The following is a 13,068-nucleotide window of genomic DNA, read 5'->3' as shown; positions in this document are numbered from 1 at the left end:
GCAGGACCGGAAGACCTACGGGGGGTCTGGCATGCATCCGATGGTGAAGCCCGCGCTCAGGCGCGGCTGGCGCGATCTGAACACCGTGCAGTTCGGGATGACGCCCGCACACGCGCTGACGCTAGGTCCGGTGGACACGGCGACGGGCAGCTTCCTGGAACTGCTCAACGGCACCCGCGGGCCGGCTCTCCTGCGTGAGGAGGGGCGCCGCATGGATCTGCCGGACGGACACGTCGACCGGGTGGTCGAGCGGCTCGCCCGTGCCGGGCTTCTCGACGACTCCAGAGGCGGCGGGCCGGACGCCGACGCCCTGCGGGAGAAGAGCGAGGTGCTCGACCGGCTCCGACCCGACCTGGCCTCCCTTTCCCTGACCACGTCCGCACCGGGGGAAGCGATGAGACACCTGGCCGCGCGGCGAGCCCTGCGGGTCCGGGTGAGGGGCGCGGGACGGGTGGGCGCGGTGCTGGCCGGCCTGCTGTCGGGCGCCGGCGTCGGCGAGGTCGACGTGCTCGACGGCGGGTGCGTCGAACCGTGGGACGTCGCCCCGGGCGGGCTTCCCACGGAGTCCGTCGGCGACCGCCGGGACGAGACGGCGCGTCGTGTCGTCCGCCGGGCTGCCCCCGGCCGGCCGCCGCGCCGTGGGCCCGCGACGCCGCCGGAGGAGGGCGCCCCGGGATTCTCCCTGGTGATCGTCGCCCCGCGCGACGACGTCGCGGTGCACGCCCCCGACCCCGCCGCCGCGGAAGCCCTCATGGCCTCCGGTACGCCCCATCTGTACGCCGGCGTCGTCGAGGGGACCGGCGTGGTCGGTCCCCTGGTCCTGCCCGGTGAGACGGGGTGCGCCGGGTGCCTTCAGGCGGACCGCACCAACCGGGACCCCGCCTGGCCCCGGCTGGTGGCCCAGTGGCGCTCCGGCGGCCGCCGGCAGGTTCCGCCCTGCGACCTCACCCTGGCCGCGACGGTCGCCGGGCTGGCGGCGGCCCATGCCCTCGCCTTCCTGGACGGCGGGACGCCCTCCAGCGTCGGCGCACGCTGGGAAGTGTCGCTGCCCGGTCTGCGGTGGCACACGCGGCCGGTTCCGGCCCACCCCGCGTGCCCCTGCGAAGCCGCCGGAAAAGGTAAGCGGGAACACACCTCCGAGGATGGGGACCGGCGCGCGACAATGGCTGGGCAAGGGCCGTCAGCGGGAGTGCGCCGTGAGGCAGAACCCGCCCGGCCGCCTGGGATTTGGAGGGCGCATGTCTGATCTTCCGCGCAAGGCGGTCACCCGGACCGCCAAGCTCGCCGCGCTCCCGCTCGGCTTCGCCGGACGGGCGACCTGGGGGCTCGGGAAGCGAATCGTGGGCGAGTCCGCGGAGATCGTCGGCCAGCAGCTGCAGCAGCGGACCGCGGAGCAGTTGTTCAAGGTGCTGGGCGAGCTCAAGGGCGGGGCGATGAAGTTCGGGCAGGCGCTGTCCGTCTTCGAGTCGGCGCTGCCCGAGGAGGTCGCCGGGCCCTATCGGGCGGCGCTGACCAAGCTGCAGGAGGCGGCACCGCCCATGCCGACCCGCACGGTGCACGCCGTCCTCGCCGAGCGGATCGGCGAGGACTGGCACGATCTCTTCCTGGAGTTCGAGGACAAGCCGGCCGCGGCGGCCTCCATCGGCCAGGTGCATCGCGCGGTGTGGCACGACGGGCGCGAGGTGGCGGTCAAGGTGCAGTACCCGGGCGCCGGCGAAGCCCTGCTGTCCGACCTGAACCAGCTCAGCCGCTTCGCCCGCCTGCTCGGCCCGCTGGTGCCCGGCATGGACGTCAAGCCCCTGCTCACGGAGCTGAAGGACCGGGTCTCCGAGGAACTGGACTACGACCTGGAGGCGCAGGCCCAGCGCACCCACGCCGAGGAGTTCGCGGACGACCCGGACATCGTGGTGCCGGACGTGGTCCACCAGTGCGAACAGGTGCTGGTCACCGAATGGATGGACGGCATCCCGCTGTCGGAGATCATCGCGGACGGCACGACGCGGCAGCGCGACCGGGCCGGTCAACTGCTCGCGCACTTCCTCTTCTCGGGCCCGGCTCGTACCGGCCTCCTGCACGCCGACCCGCACCCCGGCAACTTCCGGCTGCTGCCCGGTGGGCCGGAGGGTGACGACGACTGGCGCCTCGGTGTCCTGGACTTCGGCACGGTCGACCGCCTCCCGGGCGGTCTGCCCGAGCCCATCGGAGATGCCTTGCGCATGACACTGGACGGCGAGGCGGACGCCGTCTACGAGATGCTCTGCTCCGAAGGCTTCGTCAAGGAGTCGATAGAGCTGGACCCCGACGCCGTCCTCGACTACCTTCTGCCGATCATCGAGCCGGCCCGGGTCGATGAGTTCACCTTTACCCGCGGCTGGATGCGGAGCCAGGCGGCCCGTATCGGTGACCCGCGCTCCCCCGCGTACCAACTGGCCAAGCAGCTCAACCTGCCGCCCGCCTACCTCCTGATCCATCGCGTGACCCTGAGCACCATCGGTGTGCTGTGCCAACTGGGCGCGACGGTGCGGCTGCGCGACGAGCTGGAGGACTGGCTGGTGGGTTTCCTCCCCGAGGACGGCGAAGGGGAAGCGTGCGAGGAGGAGGCGTGCGAGGTGGAGGAGACGGCAGCGGAGGCGTGAGCGACCGGGCGTGAAAAGACCCCGGGGGCCGGTCCGTTCGGACGGACCGGCCCCCGGGGGGAAGGCTTCGCCTCCCGCGTCGGGAGGCCACCGCTTCGGGTGATCGGTTACTGCATGACGGCCATGGCGAGCGCCCGCCGGGCACGCATCGAGGCGCGCTCGGCCCGGCGCTGCATCCGGCGAGCGGTCGCCAGGCGCAGTGCCCGGCGCTCCTGCTCGGCCTCGTGCAGCCGGTCGTGCATATGCGCACGAGCCAGGGCTTCTGGGATGAGTTGCATCTCGCGGGTCCTGTTCTGACGCGAGTCCTTCGCGTCGCTGGTGGTGAAGTCTTCAGGCGCGGAGCCTGCGATGTCGTGGGTGGACGGCTTCATCGGGGCCTGCTTCTTGGGGTCGTGCGTGAGGGGGCGGTCGATCGTTCCTGCGGTGTTCATGCCGTGACCGGGTTCTTGCGCGGGCGGCCACGGGGCCGCTTCCGGGCGACGACGACACCCTGGACGAACAGCTCGCCACCCCAGACGCCCCAAGGCTCACGCCGCTCCTTGGCGCCGGCGAGGCAGGCCTCGATCAGCGGGCAGGTACGGCAGAGGGACTTGGCGTACTCGACGTCCGCCGGCGACTCCGCGAAGAAGACCTCCGGGTCGTAGGAGCGGCAGGGGACGGGCACGCCGAGGTTCTCGATGGCGTCGTCGAGCGCGGTGAGCGCGGTGAGCGGGGTCAAGGTGGGGTCCTCCGTGGGGCCGGGCTTGGGGATCGTGTCGGAAGGCGGTACGGACGGGGCGTGCGCTTCGAGTTGCACGGTTGGTCTTCCTCGTCTGGTCGTTCCGGCCGGTCGGCCGGTTGGCGGCTTGGTACCGGGTTCTTTTCTTGTCCCGAGGCTCCTTCGTGCTGTCGTCCCCGTTCGGGGACAAACAGAAGGGCCGCGGATCCCGGATGGGGTTCCGCGGCCCTGAAGGCGCCGGCCTGATCGACGATCAGGCTGGATCACTCCAGGGTTCTGGCCCACGGAAGGCCCACATCAGGTGGTGCTGCGTCGTCTGCTTCCGGAATCCGGCACCGGTCGCGGTAAAGGCATAGGCCTGCGCCTGTGCCACTACTGCTGCTTCCAGTGCCTGGGTCGGTCGCTCATTGCGCTCACGGACGGGAAGGCCCGCGGGGGCAACGGAGGCGGACGCCGGACGCACGGCACGAATGCCGGACAGACCGGTGCCCGGGTTCGAGGCGCCGAGCATGCACAGGGAGACGGCCGAGCGATCGGTCATTTTGGCGGTGGAGCTGACGGTGGAGCTGAAGTTGATGCTGATCACTGGACTCGCCTCCTCTCGGCGTCTAAGGGGACTGGACGAACCAGTCCGCGGATATGCAAGTACAACACGGATTCAGGGCCTCCGGGAAGGCCACCGTTCCCGTGACCAAGAACCTATGGGGATTCCCGGGGCATGCGCAAACTATTTTTTCGACGAGTTTGTATCAGCCGTCCTCGTCAAGCCCCGCACCCTCCTGGCCTGCACAGATGGCGAGGACATCGGTTCCGTAGCGGTTGAGCTTGCGCATCCCGACCCCCGGGATCCGTGCCAGCTCGTGCTCGTCCTCCGGGACGGACTCGGCGATCGCCATCAGCGTCTTGTCGGTGAAGACGCAGAACGCGGGCTGCCCGCTGAGCCCCGCCTGGACCGCCCGCCACTCGCGCAACCGCTCGTAGACGCCCTCGTCCATGTCGGACGGGCAGTCCTCGCAGCGCATCAGCTTCATCTCACCCGCGTCGGTGAGCGTGCGCCCGCAGACCCGGCAGCGAGCAGGCGTCCGACGGGTCCGTCTCGGGGCGACGGCCGGGGCACCGCTGCTGCCGTAGCCGCGCTCCACGCCCCCGGAGCCGCCGGCTGCCGTTCTCCCGCCGGAGGGCCCCGAGCCGGGCCGCAGACCCTTCAGGAAACGGCTGGGACGGCGGCCCGCCCGCCCGCCGGGCGAGCGGGCCAGAGCCCAGGACAGGTGCAGGCGCTCCCGGGCGCGGGTGACGCCGACGTACAGGAGGCGGCGCTCCTCCTCGATCTGCTCGTCGGTCTTTGCGTAGGTGATCGGCATCATGCCCTCGGCGACGCCGACCAGGAAGACGACGTCCCACTCCAGGCCCTTGGCCGAGTGCAGGGAGGCGAGGGTGACGCCCTGCACCGTCGGGGCGTGCTGGGCGCCCGCCCGCTCGTCGAGTTCGGCGACGAGGTCGCTCAGCGTGGCGCCCGCTCCGGCCGCGGCGAAGTCCTGGGCGAGGTTGACCAGGGCGGCCAGCGACTCCCAGCGCTCACGGACGGCACCGGAACCGGCCGGTGGCTCGGGTGTCCACCCCTCCCCGGACAGCACCGCGCGCACCTGGGAGGGCAGATCCACGGCGTCGTCGAGCAGGGAGTCGTTGCCGCCGAAACGCGCCGCGGCCCGCAGGGCGCTGTGGGCCTTGCGCACCTCCGGGCGGTCGAAGAAGCGCTCCGCGCCGCGCAGCTGGTAGGGAACCCCGGCGTCGGCGAGAGCCTGTTCATAGGTCTCCGACTGGGAGTTCGTGCGGAACAGCACGGCGATCTCCGCGGCCGGCACGCCCGAGTCGATGAGCTCGCGGATGCGGCGGGCGGCGCCCTCCGCCTCGGCCGGTTCGTCGGGGTACTCGGTGTAGACGGGTTCGGGGCCCGCGGGACGCTGGGAGACCAGCTCCAGACGGTGGTCGGCGGCCCGGCCGCGGGCCTGGGCGAGCAGGCCGTTGGCGAGGTGGACGACCTGCGGGGTGGACCGGTAGTCACGGACCAGTTTGACGACGGTGGCGCGGGGGTGGCGGCTACGGAAGTCGAGCAGATGGTCGGGGGTTGCTCCCGTGAACGAATAGATGGTCTGGCTAGCGTCACCGACCACGCACAGGTCGTCGCGGTCACCGAGCCAGAGTTCCAGCAGGCGCTGCTGGAGGGGGCTGACGTCCTGGTACTCGTCGACGACGAAGTGCTGGTACTGGGCGCGGACCTGTTCGGCGACGTCCTGCCGGTCCTGGAGGACGGCGACGGTCAGCAGCAGCACGTCCTCGAAGTCGATCACCCCGCGACCACGCTTGAGATCCTCGTAAGCGGCGTAGAGCTGGGCGATCTCGGCCGGGTCGCGTGGCGCCTCGCGACCGGCTCTGGCCGCCGCGAGGGCGTAGTCGGCGGGGACGGTCTGGGTCACCTTGGACCACTCGATCTCGGCGGTGGCGTCGCGCAGCTCGCCACGGTCGAGACGGATGCGGCACGCGGCCGCCGCGTCGGCGACGAGCTGGATCTTGCGGTCGACGAGCCTGGGCAGGGAGCCGCCGATCGCTTTCGGCCAGAAGTACTGGAGCTGGCGCAGCGCCGCCGAGTGGAAGGTACGGGCCTGCACGCCGGCGGCACCGAGCTGGCGCAGCCGGCCGCGCATCTCCCCGGCGGCACGATTGGTGAAGGTGACGGCGAGCACGCTGGTGGGCTGGAGGATGCCGGCGCGTACCCCGTAGGCGATGCGATGGGTGATCGCCCGGGTCTTGCCGGTGCCGGCGCCCGCCAGTACGCACACCGGACCGCGCAGGGCGGTCGCCACCTCGCGCTGCTCGGGGTCGAGCCCTTCGAGCACCGCGTCGGCCGAGTCCGGTACCTGCGGGAAGAGGGTGGAGTGCGTTGCTGCTGTCACACCGCCATGCTGCCAGGTCGCGCGTGACGGGTGCGTCGGTTGTCCACAGGCACGCACCGATAGTCGTACCGATGCGACAAGCGTCACGTGGCGGCATCGGCGCGGGCGGGACGCGGGAATGGTGGAGTCACCGCGGACGTTCCCTTCGTGCGGCCTTCGGGGCCGCCGATTTTGCCGAGCTGCCGAAGGAGCGCGAGAGACATGCCGGGCACTGTGACGATGTACAGCACCACGTGGTGCGGCTACTGCCGTCGGCTGAAGAGCCAGATGGACCGCGAGGGCATTGCGTACACCGAGATCAACATCGAGCAGGACCCGGAGTCCGCGGCGTTCGTGGAGAAGGCGAACGGCGGGAACCAGACGGTGCCGACCGTGCTGTTCCCGGACGGCTCCACGCTGACGAACCCGTCGCTGGCGCAGGTGAAGCAGAAGATCGGCGCGTAAGCGGTACGGCAGGACGTCCGGAACGCGGTGATGCAGAGGGGTGGCCCTCCCCGACCGGGGAGGGCCACCCCTCTGTCCGTGTCTCGCCTCAGAAGGCGCCGCGGGTGGGCAGCGGCTTGCCGTACCAGAGCTCGATCAGGCGGGCCGCGATGGAGATGCCGTAGGGCGGGAGCACCTCGCCGGACTCGAAGGCGGCCCCCAGTTCGTCGCGGGAGAACCAGCGGGCCTCGTGGATCTCCTCGCCGTCGACGTTGATCTCTTTCGAGGTGGCGTGGGCCATGAAGCCCAGCATCAGGCTGGACGGGAAGGGCCAGGGCTGGCTGGCGACGTACTCGACGGGACCGACGGTGACGCCGACCTCCTCCTGCACCTCGCGGCGTACCGACTGCTCGATGGACTCGCCGGGTTCCACGAACCCGGCGAGCGTCGAGAAGCGTCCCTCGGGCCAGTGGACCTGGCGGCCGAGCAGGAGGCGGTCGTCGGCGTCCGTCACCGCCATGATCACCGCGGGGTCGGTGCGGGGGTAGTGCTCGGCCCCGCAGGCGGGGCAGCGGCGGATGTGGCCGGCCGCGGCGATGACGGTGCGCTCGCCGCAGCGGGAGCAGAAGCGGTGCAGGCGCTGCCAGTTCTCCAGGGCGACCGCGTGGGCCATAAGGCCGGCGTCGCGGGGCGACAGGAGCAGGCCCGCCTCGCGGAGGCCGGCCGGACGGGCGGACTGGTCCATGCGTCCGGGCAGGGAGTCCTTCTGGAGGGCGAAGTAGCTGACGCCGTCCTCATCGGTGCCGAGGAAGTAGCGGTGGGCCTCGGTCAGCGGCGCCTCGAAGGACGGGGTCATGACGAGTTCGGTACGCCCGTCGGGCGTCTCGTCGATCAGGACCTGACCGCCGGAGACCACGAAACAGCGCGTCGAGGGGTGGCTCCACGCCGCCGCGAGCCAGGCCTCGTCGAGACGGTGGTGGGCGGCACGGTCGATGCCGCTCGGGGCGGTGAGCGAGATGGGACGGTCGGCGGTGTGGTCGGTCCAGGTGGTCACGGGTGCTTCCAACTCCCCCGGTGGCGTTTCGGTTCGGCAGGCGGTTCAGCGGGTCGTGCGGCGGTGGCGACCGGGTCCGGGAGGGCTCGGCGTTGCGGCGGCCTTTCCAGTGTGCCGCGCGCGGTGCCGGTCCGGTCCTGGACCGAACGGCCGCTCAGGGTGCGTGGCGCCAGTGCTCCGCCAGGTCACCCCACAGGTGGGCGGAGGTTTCGACGCCCTTGAGCAGCAGGTCCAGTTCCACCTTCTCGTCAGGGGCGTGCCAGCCGTCGGACGGGACGGAGATGCCCAGGAAGAGGACCGGCGCGCCCAGCACCTCCTGGAGGTCGGCGGCCGGTCCGGAGCCGCCCTCGCGGGTGAAGCGGACCGGTTTTTCGAAGGCACGGCTCATGGCGCGGACGACCGACTGAAGCGCCGGGTGGTCCAGCGGGGTCAGGCACGGTCGGGTGGCCGCGCCGAAGGTGATCTCGCTGCGGATCCCGGCGGGCACCTGCTCGGCGGCCCAGGCGCGGACGGCCTTCTCGACGTGGTCAGGGTCTTGGCCCGCGACCAGCCGGAAGGAAAGCTTCACCATGGCGGACGACGGGATGATCGTCTTGCTGCCCGCGCCCTGGTAGCCGCCGCCGATGCCGTTGACCTCGGCGGTGGGGCGTGCCCAGACGCGCTCCAGGGTGGTGTGGCCGACCTCGCCGTGCGCCGCGCGGGACTTGGCCGTGCGCAGCCACTGCCCCTCGTCGAAGGGCAGTTCGGCGAAGAGGGCGCGCTCGTGATCGGTGAGCTCGATCACGCCGTCGTAGAAGCCCGGGATCGCCACGCGCGCGTGCTCGTCGTGCAGGGCAGCGACCAGGCGGGCGACGGCGGTGGCCGGGTTGGGGACGGCGCCGCCGAAGGATCCGGAGTGGATGTCCTGGTCGGGCCCGTGCAGCCTGATCTCGCATTCGGCGAGGCCGCGCATGCCGGTGCACACCGTGGGGGTGTCCTCGGACCACATACCGGTGTCGGAGACGATCACCGCGTCGGCGCCGAGCCGGTCGGCGCGCTCCTCGACCAGGGCGCGGAAATGCGGGGAGCCCGATTCCTCCTCACCCTCGATCAGCAGCTTGAGGTTCACCGCGGGGGCGGTGCGGCCGGTCGCGGCGAGGTGGGCGCGGACGCCGAGTGTGTGGAAGAACACCTGTCCCTTGTCGTCGGCCGCCCCCCGCGCGTAGAGCCGGTTCTCGCGGACGACGGGTTCGAAGGGCTCGCTGTGCCAGCCGTCCTCGCGGGCGGCGGGCTGCACGTCGTGGTGGCCGTAGACGAGGACCGTAGGTGCCTGCGGGTCACCGGAGGGCCATTCGGCGAACACGGCGGGGGCGCCCGGGGTGGGCCACACCTCGGTGGTCGGGAAGCCGGTCTCCTTCAGTTTGGCGGCGAGCCAGTCGGCGCTGCGGCGCACATCGGTCGCGTGGTCGGGCTGGGCCGACACGGACGGGATGCGCAGCCACTCGACGAGGTCGTCGAGGAAGGCGGCGCGGTGGTGCTCGATGTACGTACGGACAGCGCTGTCCGGGGTGTCGCTCATGCTCACGAGCCTATCGGCCCGCACCGGCACCCTGATCGTGCGGTTCGTCACCGACCGGGTCGGCCAGCAGCAGCTTCTCCAGCGCGGTACGGTCCGGCAGCCCGCCGGGCCGCACCACCTCGCCCGTGCGCACGTACAGGAAGGAGGCGGTGACCGACTCCAGGGGTACGCGCTGCTGCTCTGCCCAGGCGAGGCGGTAGAGGGCGAGCTGGAGCGGGTCCGCGGTGCCGGTACGGCTCGTCTTCCAGTCGACGATCTCGTAGGTGGCCGTCTCGCCGTCGCCCTCCTTGTACACGGCGTCGATGCGACCGCGTACGACTCGTCCGACGAGCGAGAGCTGGAACGGCGCCTCCACGCGGTAGGGGGTGCGGCGGGCGTACTCGGTCCGTTCGAAGGCGTCCTTGAGGAACTCCAGGTCGCGTTCGTCGGCGATCTCGGCGTCGCCGCCGGGCAGCTCCTCCGGCTCCAGCAAGGGCAGCGTCAGCGGTTCGAAGCGGGCCTCGACCCAGGCGTGGAAGCGGGTGCCACGGCGGGCCGCGGGCTGGGGCGGGCGGGGCATGGGGCGGGCCAGCTCCTGCGCGAAACCGTCCGGGTCGGCGGCCAGGCTCAGCAGCTGTGAGGCGGTCAGCGACGCCGGGAGACGGACCTCGGTGACGCTCTCCCGCGCGCGCAGGAGCTCGCCGGTGAGGGCGTCGAGGTCACGGTCCCAGGAGGCGACGGTGCGGGCCTCCTCCGGGGTGAGCCGGGTGGGGGCGGCGGGTCGGCGGGGGGCGTGGGCGGGGCCTGCCGGCTCCTGGGGGTGGAGGCGGGGCAGGTCGCCGGCGCCGGGCCGGTCAGGAGGCGGCGCCTGGTGCGGGACGGAGGGGCGGCCCGGCTGCGCGGCGGTGGAGTGCGGTGGTGCGGGAGCGCGGTCGGGTGGCGTGGTGGGGTGCGGTGGCGTGGCGGCGGGGCGGGGCGGTGGGGTGGGTTCCTGCGGCTCGGTGGGGCGGTCCGTGGTCCAGGAGTCCCAGTCGGTGGGGTCTTCCCCGGTCCAGCCGGGGTCGCCGGGGGTGTCCTCGTCCAGGAGCGCGTCGTCGTCGGGGGGTGGTGGCCAGTCCGGATCGTCGTAGGTGTCCGGGTCGTGCGTGGCGGCGGGGTGGTCGTCCTCGTGGGAGGCGAGGTCCTCGAGGTGGGCGAGGACCGTCTCGGCGGCGGCCCGGCGGCGGGCCAGGGCGTCGTCGTCGAGCGGCAGGGGCCAGGCGTGGTCGGCGGCCGCCCGGTGCAGGGCCGGGTTCTCCTCGTCCTCGGCGGGTTCGTCCGCCCACGCCTCGATCTCGCCGTGTCCGGCGGCGCAGTGCTCGTACAGGGCCACGAGGAAGTCGGACGGTCCGCGGGGCTTCTTCTGGCTGGGGCCCCACCAGTGGCCGGAGCCCAGGAGCAGGGAGCGGGGGCGGGTGAAGGTGACGTAGCCGAGGCGGAGCTCCTCGGTGTGCTGGTGATCCTTCATGGCCTCGTGAAAGGCCCTCAGGCCCCGCGAGTCCCACGACTCGACGTCGGGCAGGGTGTCGGCGTCGCCGCGCAGGGCGTGCGGCAGCACCTTGCCCTGGGCGGTCCACTTCTCGCGTCCCTGGCCGCTGGGGAAGGTGCCGGTGACCAGGCCGGGTACGGCGACGACGTCCCACTCCAGGCCCTTGGACTTGTGCGCGGTGAGCACCTTGACGGTGTTCTCACCACCCGGCAGGGCGTTGTCGAGGCCCTTCTCGTACTGGGCGGCGGTGCGCAGGAAGCCCAGGAAGGCGAGCAGGGTGGCCTCGCCGTCGCTCGCGGCGAAGGACGCGGCGACGTCCAGGAAGTTCGACAGGGTTTCGCGGCGGCGGGCCGCCAGGGCGTGCGGGGACGCCGACAGCTCGACCTCCAGGCCGGTGACGGCGAGGACGCGGTGCAGTACGTCCATGAGCGGGTCGGCGAGGGCCCGGCGCAGGTCGCGCAGTTCGGTGGCCAATCGCGCGAACCGTACGCGCGCGTCGGGTGAGAAGGGGAGCCCGTCGTCGTCCCCGGTGCCGTCCAGCGGGGTTTCCAGGAAGGTGTCGAGGGCGTCCGCGAGCGATATCACCTCGGACGGGTCGACGCCCTCGACGGCCGCGGCGAGCCGCCGGTCGGGGTCGTCGTCGCCGTCCACGCGCGCGTGACTCACCAGAAGCCGGGCGCGGCGCCCCAGGAGGGCGAGGTCGCGTGGGCCGATGCGCCAGCGGGGGCCGGTGAGCAGGCGGACCAGGGAGGCGTTGGCGCCGGGGTCCTGGAGGACTTCGCAGACGGCGACCAGGTCGGCCACCTCGGGCAGGTGCAGCAGCCCGGACAGGCCCACGACCTCGACGGGCACGTCGCGGGCCACCAGCGCGCCCTGGATCTCGGCGAAGTCGGTCGCCGTGCGGCACAGGACGGCGATCTCGCCGGGCGCCTTGCCGGTGCGCACGAGGTGGGCGATGGAGTCGGCGATCCAGTCGATCTCCTCCGCGTGGGTGGGCAGGAGGGCGCAGCGGACGGTGCCGTCGCGTTCGGCGCCGGGGGCGGGGCGCAGGGCTTCCACGCCGGCGTGCATGGCGCGCAGGGGCTCGGCCAGGCCGTTGGCGAGGTCGAGGAGGCGTCCGCCGCTGCGGCGGTTCTCGCTGAGCGCCTGCCGGGCGGCGGGGCGGCCGTCGGCGCGCGCGAAGTGCTCGGGGAAGTCGTCGAGGTTGGCGACGGAGGCGCCTCGCCAGCCGTAGATCGCCTGGCAGGGGTCGCCGACGGCGGTCACGGGGTGGCCGGTGCCGCCGCCGAACAGGCCCGCCAGCAGGATGCGCTGCGCCACCGAGGTGTCCTGGTACTCGTCGAGCAGGACGACCCGGAACTGGTCGCGCAGGACACGGCCCACTTCGGGGAGCCCGGCGAGCTGTGCGGATAGGGCGATCTGGTCGCCGAAGTCGAGCAGGTCCCGTTCCCGCTTGGCGGCGCGGTAGCGGATCACCAGGTCGGCGAGTTCACGGCGCGCGGCGGCGGCTTCGGGGACCTTGCGCAGATCGGCGTTGGTGAGCTTGGCGCCTTCCAGGGAGTCCAGGAGGCGGGCGTCCCACGCGCGTACGTCCTCGGGGCGTACGAGGTGCTCGGCGAGCTCCGCGTCGAGGGCGAGGAGGTCCCCGACCAGGTCGGGGAAGGAGCGGGTGAGCGCCGGATAGGGGCCCGGAGCCTCGCGCAGGACCCGCGCGGCGAGCTGGTAGCGGGTGGCGTCGGCGAGCAGCCTGGACGTCGGCTCCAGGCCGAGGCGCAGTCCGTGATCGGTCAGGAGGCGGCCCGCGAAGGCGTGGTACGTCGAGATCTCCGGTTCGCCGGGCGGGTTGTCCGGGTCGATCACGTCCGGGTCGGTGACGCCGGCCTTGACCAGCGCGGTGCGGACGCGTTCCGCGAGTTCGCCGGCCGCCTTGTTGGTGAAGGTGAGGCCCAGAACCTGTTCGGGGGCGACCTGGCCGGTGCCGACCAGCCACACCACGCGCGCGGCCATCACCGTCGTCTTGCCCGACCCGGCTCCGGCCACGATCACCTGCGGGGCGGGCGGCGCGATGATGCAGGCCGTCTGCTCCGGGGTGAAGGGGATGCCGAGGAGCTCCTTGAGCTGATCGGGATCTGTGAGATGGGCTGGCACGTCCAAGAGGCTAGCCGCGGGGACTGACAGCGGGTGCGGGGGCGCCGACGCATTCGCAGACAAGCGCAGGTCA

General features: G+C 72.4%; 10 protein-coding genes. 3 read left to right on the top strand and 7 right to left on the bottom strand.

Features of this window, described 5'->3' with window-relative positions; genetic code table 11:
• Positions 1-31 precede the first annotated feature (31 nt).
• Both ACLIN4_RS23345 and ACLIN4_RS23340 read left to right on the top strand, forming a co-directional pair.
• Positions 32-1,246, top strand: a complete 1,215-nt coding sequence (locus ACLIN4_RS23345; protein WP_411576175.1) for a TOMM precursor leader peptide-binding protein — start codon at positions 32-34, stop codon at positions 1,244-1,246.
• The gene (locus ACLIN4_RS23340) at positions 1,239-2,636 is read left to right on the top strand and encodes an ABC1 kinase family protein (protein ID WP_107477297.1); all 1,398 of its coding nucleotides are present in this window, start codon (positions 1,239-1,241) and stop codon (positions 2,634-2,636) included. The genes ACLIN4_RS23345 and ACLIN4_RS23340 overlap by 8 nt, the downstream gene beginning before the upstream one ends.
• 107 nt (positions 2,637-2,743) lie before the next feature.
• On the opposite strand, the gene ACLIN4_RS23335 is transcribed toward ACLIN4_RS23340, so the two are convergent.
• The 4 genes from ACLIN4_RS23335 to ACLIN4_RS23320 form a co-directional block, all read right to left on the bottom strand.
• Positions 2,744-3,067 carry a hypothetical protein gene (locus tag ACLIN4_RS23335; protein WP_100048336.1) on the bottom strand — a complete coding sequence of 108 codons (324 nt, stop codon included), beginning with the start codon at positions 3,065-3,067 and terminating at the stop codon, positions 2,744-2,746.
• The gene (locus tag ACLIN4_RS23330) at positions 3,064-3,432 is read right to left on the bottom strand and encodes a WhiB family transcriptional regulator (RefSeq protein WP_073724386.1); all 369 of its coding nucleotides are present in this window, start codon (positions 3,430-3,432) and stop codon (positions 3,064-3,066) included. Before ACLIN4_RS23330 ends, ACLIN4_RS23335 begins: the two co-directional genes overlap by 4 nt.
• A 175-nt stretch (positions 3,433-3,607) precedes the next feature.
• Complete coding sequence (locus tag ACLIN4_RS23325; RefSeq protein ID WP_100048335.1) at positions 3,608-3,940, bottom strand: hypothetical protein; 333 nt, start codon at positions 3,938-3,940, stop codon at positions 3,608-3,610.
• A 163-nt stretch (positions 3,941-4,103) separates the two neighbouring features.
• The gene (locus ACLIN4_RS23320; protein WP_179342682.1) at positions 4,104-6,305 is read right to left on the bottom strand and encodes an ATP-dependent DNA helicase UvrD2; all 2,202 of its coding nucleotides are present in this window, start codon (positions 6,303-6,305) and stop codon (positions 4,104-4,106) included.
• 201 nt (positions 6,306-6,506) lie between these two features.
• Between ACLIN4_RS23320 and ACLIN4_RS23315 the strand changes: the two genes are divergently transcribed.
• Positions 6,507-6,749 carry a mycoredoxin gene (locus ACLIN4_RS23315; protein ID WP_004983675.1) on the top strand — a complete coding sequence of 81 codons (243 nt, stop codon included), beginning with the start codon at positions 6,507-6,509 and terminating at the stop codon, positions 6,747-6,749.
• A gap of 88 nt (positions 6,750-6,837) precedes the next feature.
• Here the strand turns inward: ACLIN4_RS23315 and nudC are convergent, their stop codons facing one another.
• The 3 genes from nudC to ACLIN4_RS23300 all read right to left on the bottom strand — a co-directional run bounded on the left by nudC (position 6,838) and on the right by ACLIN4_RS23300 (position 12,995).
• On the bottom strand, positions 6,838-7,782 hold the full coding sequence (nudC, locus tag ACLIN4_RS23310; protein WP_411576174.1) for an NAD(+) diphosphatase: 945 nt from the start codon (positions 7,780-7,782) through the stop codon (positions 6,838-6,840).
• Between the two features lie 154 nt (positions 7,783-7,936).
• Positions 7,937-9,340 carry a dipeptidase gene (locus ACLIN4_RS23305; RefSeq protein WP_411576173.1) on the bottom strand — a complete coding sequence of 468 codons (1,404 nt, stop codon included), beginning with the start codon at positions 9,338-9,340 and terminating at the stop codon, positions 7,937-7,939.
• A gap of 10 nt (positions 9,341-9,350) precedes the next feature.
• Complete coding sequence (locus ACLIN4_RS23300) at positions 9,351-12,995, bottom strand: UvrD-helicase domain-containing protein (protein ID WP_411576172.1); 3,645 nt, start codon at positions 12,993-12,995, stop codon at positions 9,351-9,353.
• Positions 12,996-13,068: the final 73 nt, after the last annotated feature.

This window comes from Streptomyces mutabilis, from assembly GCF_046628145.1.
Taxonomy (GTDB): Bacteria; Actinomycetota; Actinomycetes; order Streptomycetales; family Streptomycetaceae; genus Streptomyces; species Streptomyces mutabilis.
Note: the sequence above shows the minus strand (reverse complement) of the source record. Positions and strands in the feature narration are given on the sequence as shown.